Annotated in this window: 16 protein-coding genes and 1 tRNA gene; 14 read left to right on the forward strand and 3 right to left on the reverse strand. The window is 60.1% G+C overall.

Features of this window, described 5'->3' with window-relative positions:
- The 5 genes from truB (at window position 1) to HU754_RS05375 (ending at window position 4374) form a co-directional block, all read left to right on the forward strand.
- The gene (truB, locus tag HU754_RS05355; RefSeq protein WP_093435771.1) at window positions 1-918 is read left to right on the forward strand and encodes a tRNA pseudouridine(55) synthase TruB; all 918 of its coding nucleotides are present in this window, start codon (window positions 1-3) and stop codon (window positions 916-918) included.
- Between the two features lie 143 nt (window positions 919-1061).
- Window positions 1062-1331, forward strand: a complete 270-nt coding sequence (gene rpsO / locus HU754_RS05360; RefSeq protein ID WP_003177875.1) for a 30S ribosomal protein S15 — start codon at window positions 1062-1064, stop codon at window positions 1329-1331.
- Between the two features lie 193 nt (window positions 1332-1524).
- Window positions 1525-3630, forward strand: a complete 2106-nt coding sequence (pnp, locus tag HU754_RS05365; protein ID WP_186615915.1) for a polyribonucleotide nucleotidyltransferase — start codon at window positions 1525-1527, stop codon at window positions 3628-3630.
- 127 nt (window positions 3631-3757) lie between these two features.
- A tRNA-Thr gene (locus HU754_RS05370) sits at window positions 3758-3833 on the forward strand.
- Window positions 3834-4074: 241 nt separating this feature from the next.
- Complete coding sequence (locus HU754_RS05375; RefSeq protein ID WP_016986493.1) at window positions 4075-4374, forward strand: DUF6388 family protein; 300 nt, start codon at window positions 4075-4077, stop codon at window positions 4372-4374.
- A gap of 51 nt (window positions 4375-4425) precedes the next feature.
- Here the strand turns inward: HU754_RS05375 and nadC are convergent, their stop codons facing one another.
- The gene (gene nadC / locus HU754_RS05380; RefSeq protein WP_186623073.1) at window positions 4426-5274 is read right to left on the reverse strand and encodes a carboxylating nicotinate-nucleotide diphosphorylase; all 849 of its coding nucleotides are present in this window, start codon (window positions 5272-5274) and stop codon (window positions 4426-4428) included.
- A gap of 370 nt (window positions 5275-5644) precedes the next feature.
- On the opposite strand from nadC, the gene HU754_RS05385 reads away from it, so the two are divergent.
- From HU754_RS05385 to HU754_RS05405, 5 genes are all read left to right on the forward strand, one after another.
- Window positions 5645-7825, forward strand: a complete 2181-nt coding sequence (locus HU754_RS05385) for a DUF1631 domain-containing protein (RefSeq protein WP_186623075.1) — start codon at window positions 5645-5647, stop codon at window positions 7823-7825.
- Window positions 7826-7889: 64 nt separating this feature from the next.
- Window positions 7890-8450, forward strand: a complete 561-nt coding sequence (gene ampD / locus HU754_RS05390) for a 1,6-anhydro-N-acetylmuramyl-L-alanine amidase AmpD (RefSeq protein ID WP_007915273.1) — start codon at window positions 7890-7892, stop codon at window positions 8448-8450.
- The gene (ampE, locus tag HU754_RS05395; RefSeq protein ID WP_186623077.1) at window positions 8447-9286 is read left to right on the forward strand and encodes a regulatory signaling modulator protein AmpE; all 840 of its coding nucleotides are present in this window, start codon (window positions 8447-8449) and stop codon (window positions 9284-9286) included. Before ampD ends, ampE begins: the two co-directional genes overlap by 4 nt.
- A 227-nt stretch (window positions 9287-9513) precedes the next feature.
- The gene (locus HU754_RS05400; RefSeq protein ID WP_186623079.1) at window positions 9514-11544 is read left to right on the forward strand and encodes a methyl-accepting chemotaxis protein; all 2031 of its coding nucleotides are present in this window, start codon (window positions 9514-9516) and stop codon (window positions 11542-11544) included.
- Between the two features lie 247 nt (window positions 11545-11791).
- A complete protein-coding gene (locus HU754_RS05405; protein WP_093435799.1) occupies window positions 11792-12181 on the forward strand; it encodes a hypothetical protein in 390 nt (129 codons plus the stop codon).
- On the opposite strand, the gene HU754_RS05410 is transcribed toward HU754_RS05405, so the two are convergent.
- Entirely contained in the window at window positions 12182-12958 is a 777-nt protein-coding gene (locus HU754_RS05410; RefSeq protein WP_186623081.1) for a TatD family hydrolase, read from the reverse strand. It lies immediately after the preceding gene.
- 3 nt (window positions 12959-12961) lie between these two features.
- The gene (cra, locus tag HU754_RS05415) at window positions 12962-13957 is read right to left on the reverse strand and encodes a catabolite repressor/activator (RefSeq protein WP_099757977.1); all 996 of its coding nucleotides are present in this window, start codon (window positions 13955-13957) and stop codon (window positions 12962-12964) included.
- A 308-nt stretch (window positions 13958-14265) separates the two neighbouring features.
- On the opposite strand from cra, the gene ptsP reads away from it, so the two are divergent.
- The 4 genes from ptsP (at window position 14266) to HU754_RS05435 (ending at window position 21541) form a co-directional block, all read left to right on the forward strand.
- Complete coding sequence (ptsP, locus tag HU754_RS05420; RefSeq protein ID WP_186623083.1) at window positions 14266-17127, forward strand: phosphoenolpyruvate--protein phosphotransferase; 2862 nt, start codon at window positions 14266-14268, stop codon at window positions 17125-17127.
- Window positions 17127-18068 carry a 1-phosphofructokinase gene (gene pfkB, locus HU754_RS05425; RefSeq protein ID WP_186623085.1) on the forward strand — a complete coding sequence of 314 codons (942 nt, stop codon included), beginning with the start codon at window positions 17127-17129 and terminating at the stop codon, window positions 18066-18068. Before ptsP ends, pfkB begins: the two co-directional genes overlap by 1 nt.
- 11 nt (window positions 18069-18079) lie before the next feature.
- Window positions 18080-19813 carry a PTS fructose-like transporter subunit IIB gene (locus tag HU754_RS05430; protein WP_186623086.1) on the forward strand — a complete coding sequence of 578 codons (1734 nt, stop codon included), beginning with the start codon at window positions 18080-18082 and terminating at the stop codon, window positions 19811-19813.
- Between the two features lie 186 nt (window positions 19814-19999).
- Complete coding sequence (locus HU754_RS05435) at window positions 20000-21541, forward strand: alkaline phosphatase D family protein (protein ID WP_186623088.1); 1542 nt, start codon at window positions 20000-20002, stop codon at window positions 21539-21541.
- Window positions 21542-21684: the final 143 nt, after the last annotated feature.

Genomic DNA, 21684 nt, shown 5'->3' on the forward strand with positions numbered 1-21684 from the left:
GTGGCTCAGGTCAAACGTATCCGTCGTAACGTCAGCGGCATCATCCTGCTCGACAAACCGTTGGGGTTCACCTCCAATGCCGCGTTGCAGAAGGTCCGCTGGCTGCTCAATGCCGAGAAGGCCGGTCACACCGGTAGCCTCGACCCACTGGCCACCGGCGTTTTGCCGTTGTGCTTCGGTGAGGCCACCAAGTTCTCGCAATACCTGCTCGATTCCGACAAGGGTTATGAAACCCTGGCGCAACTGGGCAAGACCACCACCACGGCAGATGCCGAAGGTGAGGTTTTGCAGGAGCGCCCGGTGACCGTTGGTCGCGCCGATGTCGAAGCGGTTCTGCCGAAATTTCGCGGGCAAATCAGTCAGATACCGCCGATGTACTCGGCGCTCAAGCGTGATGGCCAGCCGCTGTACAAGCTGGCTCGTGCAGGCGAAGTAGTGGAGCGCGAACCGCGTTCTGTTACTATTGCGCGCTTGGAATTACTGGCCTTCGAAGGCGATACTGCGCGTCTTGCGGTGGATTGCAGCAAGGGCACCTATATTCGCACCCTGGTGGAGGATATCGGTGAGCAACTCGGTTGTGGTGCGTACGTCGCTGAATTGCGTCGTACCCAGGCCGGGCCTTTCACCCTGGCGCAGACGGTTACCCTCGAAGAGCTTGAAGCTGTACATGCCGAAGGCGGCAACGAAGCGGTTGATCGCTTCCTGATGCCATCGGACAGCGGCCTGCTGGATTGGCCGTTGCTGCACTTCTCGGAAGCGAGTGCGTTCTACTGGCTCAACGGCCAGCCGGTACGTGCCCCGGATGCTCCGAAGTTCGGCATGGTACGGGTACAGGATCACAATGGTCGCTTCATCGGTATCGGTGAAGTGAGCGAAGACGGGCGCATTGCACCACGTCGACTGATTCGGTCGGAATGACCGAAACCGGTCTGTGTCAAAGCAGGCTGGCGAGGGTGGCTGTTAACAGGCACGGTCACTACTCATTTATAGATACAGGGATTTGTCCCTGGCCTGTTGAAGCTGTTTCCCTGAAACAGTTTCCTGATAAAAAGGATTGCCTCATGGCTCTCGACGTTCAAGAAAAAGCTCAAATCGTTGCTGACTACCAGCAAGCTGTTGGTGACACTGGTTCGCCAGAAGTGCAAGTTGCACTGCTGACCCACAACATCAACAAGCTGCAAGGTCACTTCAAGGCCAACGGTAAAGATCACCACTCCCGTCGTGGTCTGATCCGCATGGTAAACCAGCGTCGCAAGCTGCTGGACTACCTGAAAGGCAAGGATCTGGGTCGTTATCAGACTCTGATCGGTCGCCTGGGTCTGCGTCGCTAATCAGCGATTGCGCTATGAGGTTGGTTGTCTGTCGGACGTCTGCGGTTTACCGCTGGCGGCTTGCAGGCTCCCAGCCTCAAGTTTTATCTGGATACACGTTTTAACCCGGACAACGGTTGGGCCGATTCCCGACATTGCCCAAGAATTCGCAAGAAACCAGTTCCCCCAAGAGCCACAAAGAAGGTAGGACACCGTGAACCCGGTAATCAAAAAATTCCAGTTCGGTCAATCGACCGTTACCCTCGAGACTGGCCGTATCGCCCGTCAGGCCTCCGGCGCAGTATTGGTCACCGTTGACGACGACGTCAGCGTATTGGTGACTGTAGTCGGCGCAAAACAAGCCGATCCGGGCAAGGGCTTCTTCCCTCTGTCCGTTCACTACCAGGAAAAGACTTACGCTGCCGGTAAGATCCCTGGTGGTTTCTTCAAGCGTGAAGGCCGTCCTTCCGAGAAAGAAACCCTGACTTCCCGACTGATCGACCGTCCGATCCGTCCACTGTTCCCAGAAGGCTTCATGAACGAAGTGCAGGTTGTCTGCACCGTCGTTTCCACCAGCAAGAAAACCGATCCGGACATCGCTGCGATGATCGGTACCTCGGCTGCCCTGGCCATCTCGGGCATTCCGTTCGACGGCCCGATCGGCGCCGCTCGTGTAGCTTTCCACGAAAGCACCGGCTACCTGCTGAACCCGACTTACGAGCAGCAAGCTGCTTCGAGCCTGGACATGGTCGTTGCCGGTACTTCCGACGCCGTACTGATGGTTGAATCGGAAGCCAAAGAGCTGACCGAAGACCAGATGCTGGGCGCGGTACTGTTTGCTCACGACGAATTCCAGGTGGTGATCAACGCGGTTAAAGAACTGGCCGCTGAAGCTGCCAAGCCAACCTGGAACTGGGCTCCGGCGCCAGAAGCCACCGAACTGCTGGGCGCGATCCGTGCCGAGTTCGGCGAAGCGATCTCCCAGGCTTACACCATCACCGTCAAGGCCGACCGTTACGCGCGTCTGGGCGAGCTGAAGGATCAAGTCGTTGCCAAGCTGTCCGGTGAAGAAGGCCAGCCTTCGTCCAGCGAAGTCAAAGCCGCTTTCGGCGAAATCGAATACCGCACCGTTCGCGAAAACATCGTTAACGGCAAGCCACGTATCGACGGTCGCGACACCAAAACCGTACGTCCGCTGAACATCGAAGTCGGCGTTCTGCCGAAGACTCACGGTTCGGCGCTGTTCACCCGTGGTGAAACCCAGGCTCTGGTCGTTGCAACACTGGGTACTGCCCGTGACGCACAACTGCTGGACACCCTGGAAGGCGAGAAAAAAGACCCGTTCATGCTGCACTACAACTTCCCTCCTTTCTCGGTGGGCGAGTGTGGTCGCATGGGTGGCGCTGGTCGTCGTGAAATCGGTCACGGCCGTCTGGCCCGTCGTTCGGTTTCGGCCATGCTGCCAGCCGCTGACGTGTTCCCGTACACCATCCGTGTAGTTTCGGAAATCACCGAATCCAACGGTTCGAGCTCGATGGCTTCCGTTTGCGGCGCTTCCCTGGCCCTGATGGATGCTGGTGTGCCGATGAAGGCGCCGGTTGCCGGTATCGCCATGGGTCTGGTTAAAGAAGGCGAGAAGTTCGCCGTCCTGACCGACATCCTTGGTGACGAAGACCACCTGGGCGACATGGACTTCAAAGTAGCCGGTACCGCCAAAGGCGTTACTGCGCTGCAGATGGACATCAAGATCAAGGGCATCACCGAAGAGATCATGGAAATCGCTCTGGGCCAAGCCCTGGAAGCGCGCCTGAACATCCTCGGTCAGATGAACCAGATCATCGGCCAGTCGCGTACCGAACTGTCGGCCAACGCTCCGACCATGATCGCGATGAAAATCGACACCGACAAGATCCGTGACGTTATCGGTAAAGGTGGCGCGACCATCCGTGCGATCTGCGAAGAAACCAAGGCTTCGATCGACATCGAAGACGACGGTTCGATCAAGATCTTCGGCGAAACCAAGGAAGCGGCTGAAGCAGCACGTCAGCGCGTTCTGGGTATCACCGCTGAAGCCGAGATCGGCAAGATCTACGTCGGTAAGGTTGAGCGCATCGTCGACTTCGGCGCATTCGTCAACATCCTGCCGGGCAAGGACGGTCTGGTGCACATCTCGATGCTGAGCGACGCTCGCGTAGAGAAAGTGACCGACATCCTGAAAGAAGGCCAGGAAGTGGAAGTGCTGGTACTGGACGTGGACAACCGCGGCCGTATCAAACTGTCCATCAAAGACGTGGCAGCGGCCAAGGCTTCGGGCGTTTAATCACCCCCAGGCTTTAGCGCAATGAAAATGCCCCGCCGTGAAAACGGCGGGGCATTTTTTTGTCTGCCAGAAAAGGTCAAGGTACAAAGTTGCCGGAGCCCGAGACCGGTGCTAGGTTTAGCCCACCGCCCGTGTAGCTCAGCCGGTAGAGCAGCGCACTCGTAACGCGAAGGTCGCAGGTTCGATTCCTGTCTCGGGCACCACCTTCTTCATCACTCTCACTTATCCCCATGTGGATTTATGTTCCGCAGGTCAGCTTTTTGTGGGAGAGATGTAAAGACCCGTGTAATTCGTCATGCAAACGTCCTATATTCGGTGCCTGCATGAGCATCGCTTAGCAGTTTTCAGATGATCCCGAATGGTTCCGAAGGCCGGTCAATCCGCGTCAGAGAGATCCTTGATGATCCAGATCCATCCTCCATTCCTAAGATCAGCGAGAACGCCATGACCGAATTAACTCAAGAGCAACGTCACGTACAGGCGCTGGAAAAGTACAAACTCGACGCCCCGCAGCTGTTGGAAGAGATCAAGGATCTCAGTCCCGATGATCAGAAAGATCAGATTCAGTGGGCCTTCGAAGACGAGGCTGAAGCCCAGGGCCTGCAGCCGTGGGAGCTGACACTCAAGTACACGAGCACGCCGGAGGAGTTCGAGGCGCAGCGCCTTGTGCTGCACAAAGAGGCGGCCGAAGTGCTGGGTGTCGATTGGGAAGAGTACTGCGAGATGAATAATCTGGTGGTCTGAAACAAAAACGCCAGCCTCAACCGGGCTGGCGTTTTTTATTGCGCGCAGTATTCAGAGACTGAGGCGCATCGATAGGTCCACCGCTTTGACATCCTTGGTCATCGCGCCAATCGAGATGTAATCCACGCCGGTCTCGGCAATCGGCAGCAACGTGCTTTCGTTGATGCCACCGCTGGCTTCCAGCTTCGCCTTGCCGCCGTTCAGGCGCACGGCTTCGCGCATGTCATCCAGGCTCAGCTCGTCGAGCATGATGATGTCGGCGCCGGCGGCCAGAGCCTCTTTCAGCTCATCCAGACTTTCCACTTCGACTTCCACCGGTTTTCCCGGCGCAATCTTGTGCGCGGCGGCAATGGCTTGTGGAATGCCACCGCTGGCGGCGATGTGGTTTTCCTTGATCAGGAACGCGTCGTACAGACCGATGCGATGGTTATGGCAGCCACCGCAGGTCACCGCGTATTTCTGCGCCAGACGCAGGCCCGGCAGGGTTTTGCGGGTGTCGAGCAACTTGACCTGAGTAGCGCCGACGAAATCCGCCAGGTACTGCGCGCGAGTCGCCACACCCGACAGCAGTTGCAAGAAGTTCAGCGCACTGCGTTCCCCGGTCAGCAGCGAACGGGCCGGCCCTTCCAGATGAAACAGCGGCTGATTGGGTTTTACCCGCTCGCCATCGACCACTTGCCAGTGCACCGCGACCCGTGGATCGAGCTGACGAAACACGGCATCGACCCACGTCGTGCCGCAGATGACGGCGGCATCGCGCGTGATGATGGTGGCTTTGGCCAGACGTTCGGCCGGGATCAGTTGAGCGGTGATGTCGCCGCTGCCGATGTCTTCGAGCAACGCACGGCGCACGTTGGCTTCGATTTCGGCGGTCAAATCGGCGAGACGTAGATTCGGCATAACGGGCTCCACAAACAAAGTGGTTCGATTATAGGGGCATGGCGCGAGCCAACCCAAGGCGAGAACGCGCGTGCTTGCCTGCATCCGGTCGATTTTCTTTGAGCAAAACGCGCCCGGACAGGGTCATTGAGAGGGCATAGGGGAAACCCTGACGACTATGGCGCCGTGGGCAAGTTATGAAAGATAATCCGCCTTGCATTTGACGTCATAGCTTTGACGTACTGATTGAACTGGTGGGAGCGAGCCTGCTCGCGAATGCATTCTTTCAGTGACATTGCTGCGGCTGACATACCGCCATCGCGAGCAGGCTCGCTCCCACAGGGGATCGGGGTTGGCTTGACCGAACGAATCACCGTTTCAGGAGGCTTGGATGCACAACGACGGGAAAGTGGTGCCTTTGCACAAGGGCGCTACCGATCAGGCGAATCTCTCGCCGCCCGCCCGCCTGCCTGTGATTCTGCTTCAGGTTCGCGACAAGGCTGCCCAGCAACTGCGCCACGGCTTGCAGGAGCTGTTCGATAACGCTGACGACACGCTGTTCGAAATGGCCGACCGGGCGCGCAACGATGTCGAGCAGAACATCTTCTTCGAAGCCATGCGCGACCTGCGCCTCAAGCGCAAAAACATCGAGCGTGGCTTCCTCGAGCAATTTTTCGAAGCCTTCGTCGGCCTGACGCAATACGACCCCACGCACAACACGCTGCCGCACGCCCTGATCTACGACGAGCTGGCACCGCGCAGCGACGACATGGAGCGCAGCGTGGCGGTCGAGACCATGGTCGGTCGCGTGCTCAAGCGTGATGGCTTCGCCCTCGATCAACTGACCGCGCGCCTTAACGCGCTGCTCGGCAACACCCTCGACGATCAGCACAACCCGCTCGGCCCGGCGCGGCTCTGCGAGTTTTTCCTCCAGGCCGGGCGTAATCTGGGAGTGGAAATCAAGGTCAAGCTGATCCTGCTCAAACTGTTCGAGCGCTATGTATTGGCCGACACCGAACAGCTTTATGCCGAAGCCAATCAATTGTTGCTCGCCACCGGTGTGTTGCCCGAGTTGAAAGCGGCCCCTGCACGTCGCGCAATTGATCGTGCGATCGCCAATGTGCACAGCGAGGAACGTGACGACACGCCGCCCGTCGACGAAGGCGTGCAGGAGGTTTTCGCCGCGTTGCAGAAGTTGCTCGCACAGGTGCGCGGGAGTGTCGCGCCGACGCTGGAACCCAGCGTCGCGGCGCAACCGATTTCCACCCGCGACCTGCTGCGCCTGCTCTCGCATTTGCAACAATACGTGCCGGCGCTGGCGGCGCAGGATGACTTTGATCTGCGCAATCAGCTCGAACAACTGTTGACCCGGGTCAGCGTCAGAAGCGGCAAATCGCGGATCGTCGGCGATGCGGACGAAGACGTGATCAACCTGATCGCGATGGTCTTCGATTGCATTCTTGAAGACCGCAATGTGCCGGATTCGCTCAAGGCGCTGATCGCCCGGTTGCAGATCCCGATGCTCAAGGTCGCGGTACTCGACAAGAGTTTCTTCAGCCGCAGTACCCACCCGGCGCGGCGCCTGCTCAACGAAATTGCCGAGGCGGCCATGGGCTGGGGCGATTGCGACGGTGAGGCACGCGACAGCTTGTACCTGCGTATCGAACAAGTGGTGCAGCGCCTGCTCAACGATTTCGTCGACGACCCGGCGATTTTTTCCGAGTTGCTGGCTGACTTTCTCGCCTTCACCAGCGATGAACGCCGCCGCAGCGAGCTGCTTGAACAGCGCCTGCGTGATGCTGAAGAGGGGCGGGCAAAAACCGAACTGGCGCGGCGTCGGGTCGAGCGCGCGTTGAATCAAGCGCTGCTGGGCAAGACCCTGCCGCCGACCGTGGTCACCTTCGTCCAGGACGCCTGGAGCAAAGTACTGCTGCTGACGTGCCTTAAACATGGCGATCAGTCCGCTGAATGGCAGGCCGATGTGCAAACAATGGAGCAACTGATCTGGAGTGTGCAGCGCCATGACGACGCTGAATCCAGCCTGCGCTTGCTGGCGCTGGTGCCGGGCTTGCTCAAGGCACTGCGTGATGGTCTGAGCAGTTCAGCGTTCGATCCATTCGCCACCAGCGAGTTTTTCAGTGAGCTGGAAGCCCTGCATGTGCGGGTGCTGGAGCGCTCCGAGCAGGCCGATCAGGCTTTGCCCATGGTCGAGGTGTCGCAACAGATCATCCTGCAAACCGCTGATGAAGGCAGCGCAGCGTTGACCTCGGTACGTTTGCCTCACGACGCCGCCGGTCTGCGCCAGGTCGAGCAACTGCGTCTTGGCAGTTGGGTGGCGATTCAGGAAGACGATGAAAACAGTCTGCGCTGCAAACTCGCGGCCATCATCGAAGTCACCGGCAAGTATGTATTTGTCGATCGCACCGGGATGAAGGTGCTGGAGCGCAGCCGCATTGCGCTGGCCTTGGAATTCGAGCGGGGTGCGGTGCGTACGCTGGATGACACCTTGTTGTTCGATCGCGCGCTGGAGTCGGTGCTGGGCAATCTGCGACGACTCAATCGCGGCAAGTGATCGCGCGCCGGGGGCCGATCACGGCATACTGGGCGCCAACACAGTCGGCGTTGAAGGAATCGGTATGCAGTTGGATCCCGCTAGCGGGTGGTGTCACGGGGTGCAGGTCTGCCCATCGCCCAACTTCAATGAGCGCCCGGCGGGCGAAATTTCCCTGTTGGTCATCCACAACATCAGCCTGCCGCCGGCGCAGTTCGCCACGGGCAAGGTGCAGGAATTTTTCCAGAATCGTCTGGATGTCACCGAACATCCCTATTTTGCAGGGATTGCTGACCTGCGCGTCTCGGCGCATTTTCTGATTGAACGTGACGGCAAGGTCACCCAGTTTGTCTCCTGTCTTGAGCGCGCGTGGCATGCCGGCGTCTCGGTCTTCGAAGGACGGGAAACCTGTAACGATTTTTCCGTGGGCATCGAGCTCGAAGGCACCGATGATCTGCCGTTCACCGACGCGCAGTATCAGGCGTTGACGGCGTTGACCCGCCAGTTGCAAAGCGCATTTCCGGCCATCACCGGCGCCCGCATTTGTGGGCACAGCGACATAGCACCCGGGCGTAAGACCGATCCTGGCCCGGCATTCGACTGGGCGCGTTACCGCGCGGCCCTGGCACAAGAGGAAGGACAATGAGTTTTCTGGTGTTACTGCTGGCGTTGTGGATCGAGAAGTTTTCGGCCCTGCGTCATCGGGTTCAACGCGATGGCGGATGGATCCGCGAACTGAACAAACTCGAAACCAGCACGCGCCTGGCCAGACAGCCTTGGCTGGTGCTGACGATTCTGGTGCTGTTGCCGGTGGCGCTGCTGGCGTTGTTGCTCTTGGTACTGGAGCCTGTCGCCTATGGCTTGCTGGCGTTGCCGGTGCATTTGCTGGTGGTGATTTACAGCCTGGGGCGCGGCGATTTGCTCGGCGGTCTCGGACCATTCCGTGATGCCTGGCGGCGTGAAGATCTGCAAGCCGCAGCGCATGTGGCCAAGCGCGATCTGGATATTTGCGCCGACAGCGGCGAGCAGTTGCTTGAAAGCGTGCAGGGGCATCTGCTGTGGCAGGCCTATCAGAGCTTTTTTGCGGTGATCTTCTGGTATTTCGTACTTGGCCCGGTCGCGGCGTTGGCGTATCGCCTGTTGGCGCTGGCGCAGGAGCACGGCCAGAACCCGGCGCTGGTCGAGCGCGCCGCGCAACTGCGGCATGCCTTTGACTGGCTGCCGGTACGCTTGCTGGCGGCGAGTCTGGCGCTGGTCGGCAATTTTGTCGCGGTCAGTCGGGTGATGCTGCATGAACTGCTGAACTGGAACATCAGCGCTGCGCAATTGATCAACCGGGTCGGTCTGGCGGCGGGGGAGATTCCACCTCCCGTGGTCGGTCCGGACGGCATCAACACCCTCGATTGCCTGTGGGAATTGCTCTTGCGCGCGGCGGTGCTGTGGTACGCCGGGTTTGCCTTGTGGACCGTCTTGATCCACTGATTTCATTGATTTAAACAAAGATCCGAAGATCGCAGCCTGCGGCAGCTCCTACACAGGGATTGTGTATTTCCTGAAGGAGCTGCCGCAGGCTGCGATGTTTTTTCGTTAACCTTAAGTTACAAAACCTCCCTCCGATTTGAGCTATACAGAGATGGCGCTCGATAGTGGCTATCTGCTGTCGCCCCGCGCCTGCCAATAAAAACAAGAAAAACCAAGGGAGACTTCCAGTGAAGAGCTTGCTCTATCCCGCCGTCTCGCTGATGAACCGTCTGAGCTTCGGCATGAAGTTCAGCCTGATCAGCGTGCTGTTTCTGGTGCCGATGCTGGTGACCAATTTTTATCTGGTGCGCGATTCCTATCGCGAATTCCAGGGCACTCGGGTCGAGCTGCAAAGCCTTGATCTGCTGGGCAGTAGCCTGGCCCTGCGTCGGGATCTGGAAACGCTCAACAATCTGGTACAGATCAACGTCACCCTCGGCCAGTCCGGCAAGGCCGGCAACGTCGAGGCGCAGATCACCACCCTCGAACAAGCCGTTTTGGCGCGGCTGCAAGGGCTGACGGCGATGACCGACGATCCCGAGCAGATTCAGATCTTCGACGGTAAACGCGATGAAATGATTGCCGCGTTCAAGGCCCAGCAAGCGGAAAACTCACTGCAGAGCAAAAGCGCGTTGATCAGCAAAGTGCTCGCCAGTGCGCAGATTTTCAGCCAGATCATCACCAGTCAGGCCGGCCTGAGCCGCGACAACCAGAGCGACATCCGTCAGCTCAGCGAACTGGTCACCCTGATCACCCCAACCGTCACACAAACCCTTGGCGAAGGTCGGGCCATGGGCTCGTATTCATTGGGCCAGGGTTTTCTCAACAGTTCTTCGAGTACGCGTTTCGATGAGTTGCTGGTGCAGATCGAAAAACTCCAGGCCGAGTACGCGCTGAAACTGCAGGACGCTCTCGGCTCGAGCAAAGCCGCGCGGGATACCCTCAGCACGGCGGCCGACAGCAGCAAGGCCTCGCTGAAGCAGGCTAGCGAACTGTTCGAGGAACAGGTGGTGATGGCCGACACCCTCGATGCGCCATGGCAGGCGTTTTACGATCAGGTCACCGCACTGATCGACCGGACTTACCAGCTCAACGAAGCCACGTTGAAATTCCTCGACACTCAATTGCAGCAACGTCTGGCGCAAAACCGCACGCACATGGTCTTGCAGGCGGTGGCGCTGTCGGTGGTGTTCGTGCTGATTTTCTATCTCTACGGCGGTTTCTACGCCTCGACCCGCACCACACTGAAACGCCTCGGGGCGATGATGGACAAGGTCGCGGCCGGCGACATGACGGTCAACTTCAAGGCTAACAGTCGCGATGAATTGGGTGAGTTGGGCGAAGTGTTCAATGGCACCGTGAGGAAGATTCACGACTTGATCGAACGCGTAGGTCTGACTGTCGCTGAGGTCGAGCGCCAGGCCGGGCAGGTTGAAAACGTCTCTGCGCAAAGCAATCAGGCGGTCGCCGGGCAACGCACGCAGATCGAGCAAGTGGCGACGGCGATGAACCAGATGTCGGCGACTTCACTGGAGGTGGCACGCAGTGCGGCGGCAGCGGTGAGCAGCGCCCATAGCGTCAATGACGAGACCATCAGTGGCCGTGGCCTGGTCAAGTCGCAGCAGGGCAGCATTGCTGCGCTGGCCAGCGAAATCGACCAGTCGGTGTTGGTGATCAACCAGTTAGCCAGCGACAGTCAGTCGATCAGCCGCGTACTGGAAGTGATCAAAAGCATCGCCGAACAAACCAACCTGCTGGCGCTCAACGCTGCGATTGAAGCGGCGCGTGCCGGTGAGCAGGGGCGCGGTTTTGCTGTGGTGGCCGATGAAGTACGCACCTTGGCCAAACGCACCCAGCAATCAACTGAAGAAATCGAACAGATGATCGCCAAGCTGCACGGCGGCGTCGGGGCGGCCGTGAAAGCCATGGGCGTCAGCCATCAGATGGCCAATGGCACGGTGGGGCAGTCGGAAAAAGTCCAGCAGGCGCTGGAAAACATCCTTGGTGCGGTCGGTATGATCGTCGATCAGAACCAGCAGATCGCCGCTGCGGTTGAACAGCAAACTGCGGTGGCCCATGACATCGATCAGAACATTGTCGAGATCAACCGTGCCGGCGAGCGCACGGCGCAAGGTGCGCATCAGACCGAAGATGCCAGCCGGGCGCTGTCAGCCCAAGTGGTGGAGCTTAAACAGCTGATCAGCGCGTTCCGCGTCTGAGGCACGCACGAAAAACTGTGGGAGCGAGCCTGCTCGCGAATGCGATCTGTCAGTGACATCTCTGTCACCTGATAAACCGTCTTCGCGAGCAGGCTCGCTCCCACAGGGTTTTGGGTTTTGTCAGAACCCTTTGTAGTACTTCTTCACTTCCGGCCGTAAGCCCAATCCTGTTTCCCTCCAGGCTCTGGCATTTCCCCATCAATGAGCCAGTATCCATACCCAATCGTTCGCATAGAGGATGTCGCTCATGTCTGCCGCAACCTTGGGGGTTCTGGGCCGTTGCGCTCATTGCCAGACCACGCTGCTGCTCAAACCCTGGCAGCTCAATGCCATCTCGATCAATGAACCGTTTACCTGCGAGCATTGCCAGAAAGCGCTGGAGCTGCGATGCCCGCAACAGATCAAGCGCTTCAAGTCGCTCGACTCACTGGCGCTGCTGCGTTTCAGCGCTTCGTTGACGGTGTGCACCGCGCTGCTGGTGGCGTTGGTGATGGAGTGGGTGGGGCTACTTAGCGTCACTGAGCAACTGAACGCGTCACTGATCACGATCTTTGTGTACTTCGTGGTCGTCCGTTACGCGCGCCAGCGGCAACACCTGACGCTGATTCTGGAGGCGGCCAAGGCGCACGCCGACTGATTACCAGCCGAATACTTCGCAGCTGTTGGCGGTACTGGCCGTGGCCAGTTGTTGCGGGCTGATATTCATCAGTCCGGCCAACGCCTCGCAGATCGCCGGCAAGTGCGCCGGGCTGTTGCGCTGGCCGGGAAACATCGCAGGTGCCATGTCCGGTGAATCGGTTTCCAGCACAATCGATTCCAGTGGCAGTTCCGCCAGCACCCGATGCATGCGCAACGCTTGCGGCCAGGTCGGAGCGCCGCCGAGGCCCAGTTTGAAACCGAGTTTGATGTATTCCCGCGCCTCTTCACGGCTGCCGGCAAAGGCGTGGATGATCCCCGCGCGTTTGAGCTTGAAGCGCTTGAGCGTTGCGATCACCGCCGCGTGGCTGCGTCGCACATGGATCAGCGCCGGCAACTGAAAGTCTGCGGCCAGTTGCAGTTGCGCCTCGAACAGCGCCTGTTGCCGCTCGCGGTCGAGGGTTTCGATGAAGTAATCCAGACCGATCTCGCCCACCGCACACAATTGCCGATGACCGCGCAATCGCGTCAGCCAATCACCGAGCGCCGATAAATCTTCGGGTCGATGCTGATCGAGATACACCGGGTGCAGACCGAATGCCGCGTACAAATCGACATCGCTCTGCACCAGATCCCACACCCGTTGCCAATTGCCCTCATAGACGCCCAAAACCACCATCCGCCGCACCCCGAGGGCGCGGCTTTCGGCGAGCAACGCTAAGCGATCGGCGTCGAAGTCGGGGAAGTCGAGGTGGGTGTGGCTGTCGATCAGCTCCACGGTTCAGTCCCGGTGAATACGTTGCTTGAAGGTCCGCGCAATGGCCTGCACGCCAGGCTTGTACTCCGACTGCTCGACAGCGGCCAGGGCCAGTTCCAGCGCCTTGTCGGCGATCAACTGGTGTTGCTGGGCCATGGCATTGACCGGCAGCGGCAGGAAGTCCAGCAACTGCGTATCACCGAACGTACCGAGGCGCAGCGGCCGCGATTTCAGCGGGAAGTCATGCAGCGCATCGAACACGCCTTGCAGCAGCACGTAGGACGTTGTCACCAGCGCATCCGGCAAATGTCCCAAACGCTGCAGGAGTTCTTCCATCAATTGCTTGCCGCACTCACGACTGAAGGACTCGGCGTGTTCGACCAGCACTTCGCCTTTGAAGTCGACCAGTGCCTCTTTGAAACCGGCGGCACGTTCCTGACTGATGCTCAGTTCCGGACGGGCGCCGAGCAGTACGATCTGCTTCGGTTGCGGGTCAAGCAGACTCTGGGTCAGGTGCAGGCTGGCTTCGCGGTCGTCACTGATCACCGAGCAGAAATGCTCGGGTTCCATGACCCGGTCGATGGCGATGATCGGTAGGCCTTTGGCCTGCAACTGGCGGTAACTGTCATCCCCAGTCGGAAGGCAACTGGCGACGATCAGCGCATCACAGCGGCGCGCCTTGAACAGTTGCAGCAACTGCCGCTCGCTGTCTGGCGCATCGTCGGAGCTGGCGATCAGCAATTGATAGCCGCGCGCCCGCGCACCTTGCTCGAGCAGCTTGGCGATCCGCGCGTAACTGGGGTTTTCCAGATCCGGCAGAATAAAGCCCAGCGTGCGCGTGTGCCGACTGCGCAGCCCGGCCGCTTGTGGGTTTGGCGTGAAGCCGTGCAGATCGACCACTGCGCGCACCCGCTCGACGGTGGCGGTGCTGATGCGTTGCTGTTCGGCCTTGCCGTTGATGACGTAGCTGGCGGTGGTCACGGACACTCCGGCCAACCGTGCAATATCACTGAGTTTCAACCCGGGATTTCCTTGTTTTTTCGAGCTTGCCGCGACATTTTCGCCAATCCTACCCGATTAGGGCAGGCGACTATTGTCGCAGCGCATCCGACAAGTTGGACTTCAAGGATGGGACATTATCGAGTAACGTGCCGATCAATCTAGATTAAACGTTTCAGCAAGCGTATTTTCTACGTTTTAGACGTCTTTGGCCGGTTCTGCCGTGAAACCGCCAAAACTGCCGCTGAAAAGCAAAGCGGTAAAGCGCCTAAGCTGCAAACCATCCAAAACAATACCTGGCACTCATAAAGCGCCAAAAAGGAGATCGCATGCTCGAGCTCACTATAGAGCAGATATCCATGGGCCAATCGGCTGTGGATAAACCCGCTGCCCTGCAACTGCTCGCCCAACACCTGGTGGCCGATGGTCTGGTTGCTGACGGTTACCTCGCTGGATTGCAGGCACGGGAAGCCCAGGGCTCGACCTTTCTCGGTCAAGGTATTGCCATTCCCCACGGAACGCCGCAAACCCGCGATCAGGTGTTCGCCACTGGCGTGCGCCTGATGCAGTTCCCGGAAGGCGTGGATTGGGGCGATGGCCAGATCGTTTATCTGGCGATTGGCATTGCCGCCAAATCCGACGAACACCTGCGCCTGCTGCAACTGCTGACCCGCGCCCTCGGCGAGACCGATCTGGGCCAGGCTCTGCGTCGTGCCAGTTCCCCCGAAGCGCTGCTGAAATTGCTGCAAGGCGCACCGCAAGAGCTGGCGCTGGATGCACAGATGATTGGCCTCGGCGTGTCGGCTGACGATTTCGAAGAACTGGTCTGGCGTGGCGCGCGTCTGTTGCGTCAGGCCGATTGTGTGAGCAACGGTTTTGCCGGTGTGTTGCAACAAGTCGAAGCGCTGCCGCTGGGCGATGGCCTGTGGTGGCTGCACAGCGAGCAGACCGTGAAGCGTCCGGGGCTGGCGTTCGTGACGCCGGACAAACCGATGCGCTACCTCGGTCAACCGCTCAGCGGTCTGTTCTGTCTGGCCAGCCTTGGCGAAGCGCATCAGGCGTTGCTTGAACGTCTTTGCGCGTTGCTGATTGAAGGTCGCGGCCATGAGCTGGGCCGCGCCACCAGCAGCCGTAAAGTCCTTGAAGTGCTCGGCGGTGAATTGCCCGCCGATTGGCCGAGCGCACGCATTGCCCTGGCCAACGCCCATGGTTTACACGCGCGCCCGGCGAAGATCCTTGCGCAGTTGGCGAAGAGTTTTGATGGCGAAATTCGTGTGCGCATCGTCGACGGCCAGGACAGCGCCGTGTCGGTGAAGAGCTTGAGCAAACTGCTCAGCCTCGGTGCCCGTCGCGGTCAGGTGCTGGAGTTGATCGCGGAACCGAGCATCGCCGCTGACGCCTTGCCGGCACTCTTGGCCGCGATCGAAGAAGGACTTGGCGAAGAAGTCGAGCCGCTGCCAGCCGTAAGCCAGCAGCGCGAGGTCATTGCCGACATCGCCGAAGTGCTGATCGCCCCGGCGTCCGGCGCTCAGTTGCAGGCGATCCCGGCAGCCCCTGGCATTGCCATCGGGCCTGCGCATATTCAGGTGCAGCAAACCATCGATTACCCGCTGCGCGGCGAGTCCGCCGCCGTTGAGCGCGAACGTCTCAAGCAAGCGCTCAGCGACGTGCGCGGTGACATTCAGGGCCTGATCGAACGCAGCAAAGCCAAAGCCATCCGCGAGATCTTTATCACCCATCAGGAAATGCTCGACGATCCGGAACTCACCGATGAAGTCGACACCCGCCTCAAGCAAGGCGAAAGCGCCGAAGCGGCGTGGATGGCGGTGATCGAAGCGGCGGCCAAACAACAGGAATCGCTACACGACGCGTTGCTCGCCGAACGGGCGGCGGACCTGCGTGATGTCGGTCGTCGCGTGTTGGCGCAACTGTGTGGCGTGCAAACTCCGAGCGAGCCTGAGCAACCGTACATTCTGGTGATGGACGAGGTCGGTCCGTCCGATGTCGCGCGGCTGGATCCGGTGCGCGTGGCGGGGATTCTCACCGCGCGCGGCGGCGCCACGGCGCACAGTGCAATCGTTGCGCGTGCTCTCGGGATTCCAGCGCTGGTCGGCGCTGGCGCAGCGGTGTTGTTGCTGGCGCCGGGCACACCGTTGCTGCTCGACGGCCAACGCGGTCGCCTGCACGTCGACGCCGATGCGGCGACCCTGCAACGCGCCACCGAAGAACGCGACACCCGTGAGCAACGCTTGAAGATTGCCGCCGAACAACGCCATCAACCGGCACACACCACCGACGGTCACGCGGTCGAAGTGTTCGCCAACATCGGCGAAAGCGCGGGCGTGATCAGTGCGGTGGAGCAGGGCGCCGAAGGCATTGGCCTGCTGCGTACCGAACTGATTTTCATGGCCCATCCGCAAGCGCCCGACGAAGCCACGCAAGAAGCCGAATACCGCCGCGTCCTCGATGGCCTCGCCGGTCGTCCGCTGGTGGTGCGCACGCTGGATGTCGGCGGCGACAAACCGCTGCCGTATTGGCCGATTGCCAAAGAAGAAAACCCGTTCCTCGGTGTGCGCGGTATTCGCCTGACCCTGCAACGTCCGCAGATCATGGAAGCGCAATTGCGCGCCCTGCTGCGTTCGGCGGACAACCGTCCGCTGCGGATCATGTTCCCGATGGTTGGCAGCGTCGAAGAGTGGCGTCAGGCCCGCGATATGACCGAACGTCTGCGCCTGGAAATCCCGGTTGCTGATCTGCAACTGGGGATCATGATTGAAGTGCCGTCCGCCGCTCTGCTCGCGCCGGTACTGGCCAAGGAAGTCGACTTCTTCAGTGTCGGCACCAACGACCTGACCCAGTACACACTGGCCATCGACCGTGGTCACCCGACGCTTTCGGCACAGGCTGACGGCCTGCATCCGGCGGTGTTGCAACTGATCGACATCACCGTGCGCGCGGCCCATGCCCACGGCAAATGGGTCGGCGTCTGCGGTGAGCTGGCGGCAGATCCGCTGGCGGTGCCGGTGCTGGTCGGCCTCGGTGTCGATGAACTCAGCGTTTCCGGTCGCAGCATTGCCGAAGTCAAGGCGCGCATCCGCGAACTCAGCCTGACCCAGGCGCAAACCCTTGCTCAACACGCCCTGGCCGTGGGCAGCGCGAACGAAGTGCGCGCATTAGTGGAGGCCCTGTAATGGCCAAGATTCTTACCCTGACCCTCAATCCGGCGCTCGACCTCACCGTCGAACTGCCACGCCTGGAGGCGGGTCAGGTCAATCGCAGCGACGAGATGCACACCCACGCTGCCGGCAAAGGCGTGAACGTCGCGCAGGTGCTGGCCGACCTCGGCCATCAACTGACGGTCAGCGGCTTTCTCGGTGAAGACAACCTGCAAGCGTTCGAAACCCTGTTCGCCAAGCGTGGTTTTGTCGACGCGTTTATCCGCGTGCCGGGCGAGACGCGCAGCAACATCAAAGTCGCTGAACAGAGTGGCCGCATCACCGACATCAACGGCCCTGGACCGGTGGTCGATACCGCCGCGCAGCAAGCGTTGCTCGATCGACTGGTGCAGATTGCACCGGGTCACGATGCGGTGGTGGTAGCTGGCAGTTTGCCGCGTGGCGTGACGGCGCAGTGGTTGCGCGAGTTGATCGAACGGCTCAATCAGCTCGGTCTGAAAGTCGCTCTCGACAGCAGCGGCGCAGCATTGCGCGAAGCTTTGAAAGCCAGTCCATGGCTGATCAAACCGAACACCGAAGAACTCGCCGACGCGCTCGGTTGCGACGTGGTTTCCCACGCGGCGGAAGCGCAAGCAGCGGCGCGCTTGCATGCGCAAGGTATCGAGCACGTGGTGATTTCTCACGGTGCTGATGGCGTGAACTGGTTCAGCGTCGGTTCGGCACTGCACGCCACGCCACCGAAGGTCAGCGTTGCCAGCACGGTCGGTGCTGGTGATTCGCTGTTGGCCGGCATGCTCCACGGTTTGCTCAGCGCCGACACACCTGAACAAACCCTGCGCACGGCCACCGCAATTGCGGCGATGGCGGTGACCCAGATCGGTTTTGGCATCAACGATGCGGCGCAACTGGCGCAGCTCGAACAGGGCGTGCGCGTGCGTCCCCTGACAGAACAATAAGAGGGTTTGTCATGAAATTAGCCATTGTTACGGCTTGCCCGAACGGCATGGTCACCAGTGTGCTGTGCGCGCGTCTGCTCGATGCGGCGGCGCAGCGTCAGGGCTGGAGCACCAGCGTGGAAGTGGTCGATGCGGCGCACCCGGAACGCGAATTGTCGGCGGCGACGATTGCCGCGGCCGAGTGGGTTTTGCTGGTCGCCACAGGCGCGATCGACATGACGCGTTTTGTCGGCAAACGGGTGTTCCAGATCGCCCCGGCGCAGGCGTTGCAAGATGTCGAGGCGGTGCTGCGTCGTGGTGCTGAAGAGGCAGAAGTTTACGTTGCCAGTGAGGCTGAACCGGCGACTGATGCGCTGCGTGTACCGCGCATTGTCGCCATCACCGCGTGCCCGACCGGTGTCGCCCACACCTTCATGGCCGCCGAAGCCTTGCAGCAAACTGCTAAGCGCCTGGGCTATGACTTGCAAGTCGAAACCCAAGGCTCGGTGGGCGCGAAAACCCCGTTGAGCGCAGCGGCGATTGCCGAAGCAGACGTGGTGTTGCTGGCGGCGGATATCGAAGTCGCCACCGAGCGTTTTGCCGGCAAGAAGATCTATCGCTGCAGCACCGGGATCGCCTTGAAACAGTCCGAAGCCACGCTGAAAAAAGCCTTGGCCGAAGGCGCTGTGGAAAGCGCCGCGAGTGGCGGCAAGGCACCGGCCAGGCAAGAGAAAACCGGCATCTATAAACACCTGCTGACCGGCGTGTCATTCATGTTGCCGATGGTCGTGGCCGGCGGTTTGATGATCGCGCTGTCGTTCGTCTTCGGCATCACCGCGTTCAAGGAAGAAGGCACGTTGGCCGCTGCGCTGATGCAGATCGGCGGTGAGACGGCGTTCAAGTTGATGGTGCCGTTGCTGGCTGGTTACATCGCTTACTCGATCGCCGACCGTCCGGGCCTGGCGCCGGGGATGATTGGTGGTTTGCTTGCCAGTACGCTGGGCGCCGGGTTTATCGGCGGCATCATCGCCGGGTTTATCGCCGGTTATGCGGCCAAAGCTATCAGTCGATATGTCGCCTTGCCGCAAAGTCTCGAAGCGCTGAAACCGATTCTGATCATCCCGTTGTTTGCCAGCCTGATCACCGGTCTGGTGATGATTTACGTGGTCGGTAAACCGGTCGCCGGCATGCTCGGGGCGCTCACGCATTTCCTCGACAGCATGGGCACCACCAACGCGATTCTGCTCGGTGTGCTGCTCGGTGGCATGATGTGCGTCGACCTCGGCGGGCCGATCAACAAAGCCGCGTACGCGTTCTCGGTAGGTCTGTTGGCGTCGCAGAGTTATGCACCGATGGCCGCGACCATGGCCGCAGGAATGGTGCCGCCGATTGGTCTGGGCATCGCCACATTTATTGCGCGGCGCAAATTTGCCCAGACTGAACGCGAGGCCGGCAAGGCTGCCTTCGTGCTGGGGCTGTGCTTTATCTCCGAAGGGGCGATTCCGTTTGCCGCGAAAGATCCGTTGCGGGTGATCCCGGCGAGCATCGCCGGTGGCGCGCTGACCGGCGCGTTGTCGATGTACTTCGGCTGCAAACTGATGGCGCCGCACGGTGGCTTGTTTGTGCTGGCGATTCCGAATGCGATCAATCATGCGTTGCTGTATTTGCTGGCGATTGTCGCGGGGAGCCTCTTGACGGCTGTGGTCTATGCGACGGTCAAACGCCCGGAAGCCGTTGAGCTGGCGCTGGAACCGGCGAAGGCTTAACTGAAAACACAAATCCCTTGTAGGAGTGAGCCTGCTCGCGATAGCGGTCTGTCAGTGACATGAATGTTGGCAGATATACCGATATCGCGAGCAGGCTCACTCCTACAATTGGTTCTGCGGTGTGTCTGGTGTCATGGCGAGTTCATATAGGCGTGCTTAAGTTTTCCTTTTTTCAGGGAGAACACCATGAGCGATTTCAACCCCGGTCGCCGGCGTGTCATGCAAGTCGTTGGTGCCGGTCTGCTGATGCCAAGCCTGGCGCCGGCGGTGATTGCGTCGGTCAAGGATCGCCCGCAGTTGACCGACGGCGTGCAGTCCGGCGACCTGCAAGGCGACCGCGCGATGATCTGGAGCCGCAGCGATCGCCCCGCGCATATGGTGGTCGAGTGGGACACCCGCAGCCAGTTTCGTCACCCGCGCCGGGTGGTCTCGGCGCTGGCCGATGCCCGCAGCGACTTCACCGCCCGCGTTGAACTGACCGGGCTGCCCGCCGATCAGGCGATTTTCTATCGGGTGTATTTCAAGGACGCGCGCACCGGCGTCGCCAGCGAACCGTGGTTGGGTCACCTGCGCAGCGCTCCGACGGCGCGGCGCAATATTCGTTTCGTCTGGAGCGGCGACACCGTCGGCCAGGGCTTCGGCATCAACCCGGACATCGGCGGCATGCGCATCTATGAAGCCATGCGTCTGCGCCTGCCGGACTTCTTTATCCACAGCGGCGACACCATCTACGCCGACGGCCCGGTACCCGCGCAGCTCACCACGGAAAACGGTCGCATCTGGCGCAACCTCACCACCGAAGCCAAGAGCAAAGTCGCGCAGACCCTCGACGATTATCGCGGCAATTACCGCTACAACCTGATGGACGAAAACATTCGCCGCTTCAACGCCGAGGTGCCGCAGATCTGGCAGTGGGACGACCATGAAGTGGTCAACAACTGGTCGCCGGGCAAGCAGCTTGATGAGCGCTACCAGGAGAAAGATATCCACACCCTGGTCGGGCGTGCACGCAAGGCGTGGCTGGAATATTCACCGATGCGTTTGCAGGCCGCTGACGGTGGCGGGCGGATTTATCGCAAGTTGAGTTATGGGCCGATGCTCGATGTGTTCGTGCTCGACATGCGCAGTTATCGCGGCGCCAATGACGACAACCTCGGCGCGGCGAAACCGTTCCTGGGGCGTGAGCAACTGAACTGGCTCAAGCACGGCTTGAAGAAATCCAAAGCCCAGTGGAAGGTCATTGCCGCCGACATGCCGATCGGTCTGGGCGTGCCGGATGGTGAGGTCAGTCCGGGTGTGGCGCGTTGGGAAGCGGTGGCTAACGGTGATCCGGGACCGGCGCAGGGGCGCGAGGTGGAAATCGCCGAATTGCTCGGCTATCTGCGTGCGCAGCAGGTGCGCAATTTTGTCTTCCTCACGGCAGATGTGCATTACTGCGCGGCGCATCACTATCACCCGGATCGGGCGGCGTTTCAGGATTTCGAACCGTTCTGGGAGTTTGTTGCCGGGCCGCTGAACGCCGGGAGTTTCGGGCCTAATCCACTGGATAAAACCTTTGGCCCGGAGGTGGTGTTCGAGAAAGCGCCGCCGGCGCAAAACACTTCTCCGTTTGCCGGGTTTCAGTTTTTTGGCGAGGTGAATATTGAAGGGGGGAGTGGGGAGATGAGTGTGGTGTTGCGGGATTTGAATGGGGTGGCGGTTTTTGAACAGAAGTTGCAGCCGGTTTGAAGATCAAAAGCTAACCCTCATCGGAACGCCGCCCGCCCAGCCCTCTCCCAGAGGGAGAGGGGGCTGACCGAGGTGTCTGAAGAGGTACGTCGACCTGAAAGACCGTATCGATTATGAGATTGGATACAAAGCCTTTCTCGATT

This window comes from Pseudomonas zeae (assembly GCF_014268485.2).
Classification (GTDB): domain Bacteria; phylum Pseudomonadota; class Gammaproteobacteria; order Pseudomonadales; family Pseudomonadaceae; genus Aquipseudomonas; species Aquipseudomonas neuropathica.

Excerpts from the sequence above, each read along its gene's own strand:
- rpsO (WP_003177875.1), top strand. The coding sequence starts at position 1,062 with ATGGCTCTCGACGTTCAAGAAAAAGCTCAAATCGTTGCTGACTACCAG.
- HU754_RS05375 (WP_016986493.1), top strand. The coding sequence starts at position 4,075 with ATGACCGAATTAACTCAAGAGCAACGTCACGTACAGGCGCTGGAAAAG.
- nadC (WP_186623073.1), bottom strand. The coding sequence starts at position 5,274 with ATGCCGAATCTACGTCTCGCCGATTTGACCGCCGAAATCGAAGCCAAC.
- HU754_RS05385 (WP_186623075.1), top strand. The coding sequence starts at position 5,645 with ATGCACAACGACGGGAAAGTGGTGCCTTTGCACAAGGGCGCTACCGAT.
- ampD (WP_007915273.1), top strand. The coding sequence starts at position 7,890 with ATGCAGTTGGATCCCGCTAGCGGGTGGTGTCACGGGGTGCAGGTCTGC.
- ampE (WP_186623077.1), top strand. The coding sequence starts at position 8,447 with ATGAGTTTTCTGGTGTTACTGCTGGCGTTGTGGATCGAGAAGTTTTCG.
- HU754_RS05405 (WP_093435799.1), top strand. The coding sequence starts at position 11,792 with ATGTCTGCCGCAACCTTGGGGGTTCTGGGCCGTTGCGCTCATTGCCAG.
- ptsP (WP_186623083.1), top strand. The coding sequence starts at position 14,266 with ATGCTCGAGCTCACTATAGAGCAGATATCCATGGGCCAATCGGCTGTG.
- pfkB (WP_186623085.1), top strand. The coding sequence starts at position 17,127 with ATGGCCAAGATTCTTACCCTGACCCTCAATCCGGCGCTCGACCTCACC.
- HU754_RS05430 (WP_186623086.1), top strand. The coding sequence starts at position 18,080 with ATGAAATTAGCCATTGTTACGGCTTGCCCGAACGGCATGGTCACCAGT.
- HU754_RS05435 (WP_186623088.1), top strand. The coding sequence starts at position 20,000 with ATGAGCGATTTCAACCCCGGTCGCCGGCGTGTCATGCAAGTCGTTGGT.